The sequence below is a fragment of the Collinsella sp. TF05-9AC genome, assembly GCF_003438495.1.
Lineage (GTDB): Bacteria > Actinomycetota > Coriobacteriia > Coriobacteriales > Coriobacteriaceae > Collinsella.
The window spans coordinates 285-548 of the sequence record NZ_QSSH01000074.1 but is presented as its reverse complement, the minus strand read 5'-3'; the positions used below and the strand labels follow the sequence as shown (position 1 = coordinate 548).

The 264-nt window shown below is 62.5% G+C and carries 1 rRNA gene; it reads right to left on the bottom strand.

Annotation, left to right across the window (positions count from 1 at the left end):
* Positions 1–226: ribosomal RNA gene (locus DXC52_RS09910) — 23S ribosomal RNA — on the bottom strand; the annotation flags it as partial.
* Positions 227–264: the final 38 nt, after the last annotated feature.

The window sequence follows — 264 nt, the reverse complement described above, 5'->3', positions numbered from 1 at the left end:
GATTTCCTCTCCTCCGGGTACTTAGATGTTTCAGTTCCCCGGGTTGTCCTCCCGGCCCCTATGTGTTCAGGGTCGGGATATCCGTACTGCTACGGATGGGTTCGCCCATTCGGAGACCCCCGGGTCGAAGGATGTGTGCTCCTCGCCGGGGATTATCGCAGCTTGCCGCGTCCTTCATCGGCTCCCTGTGCCAAGGCATCCGCCGTGCGCCCGTGGTATCTTGCGGGACCGCATCGGGCCCGCGGGATATCCACGTGTCGCTAA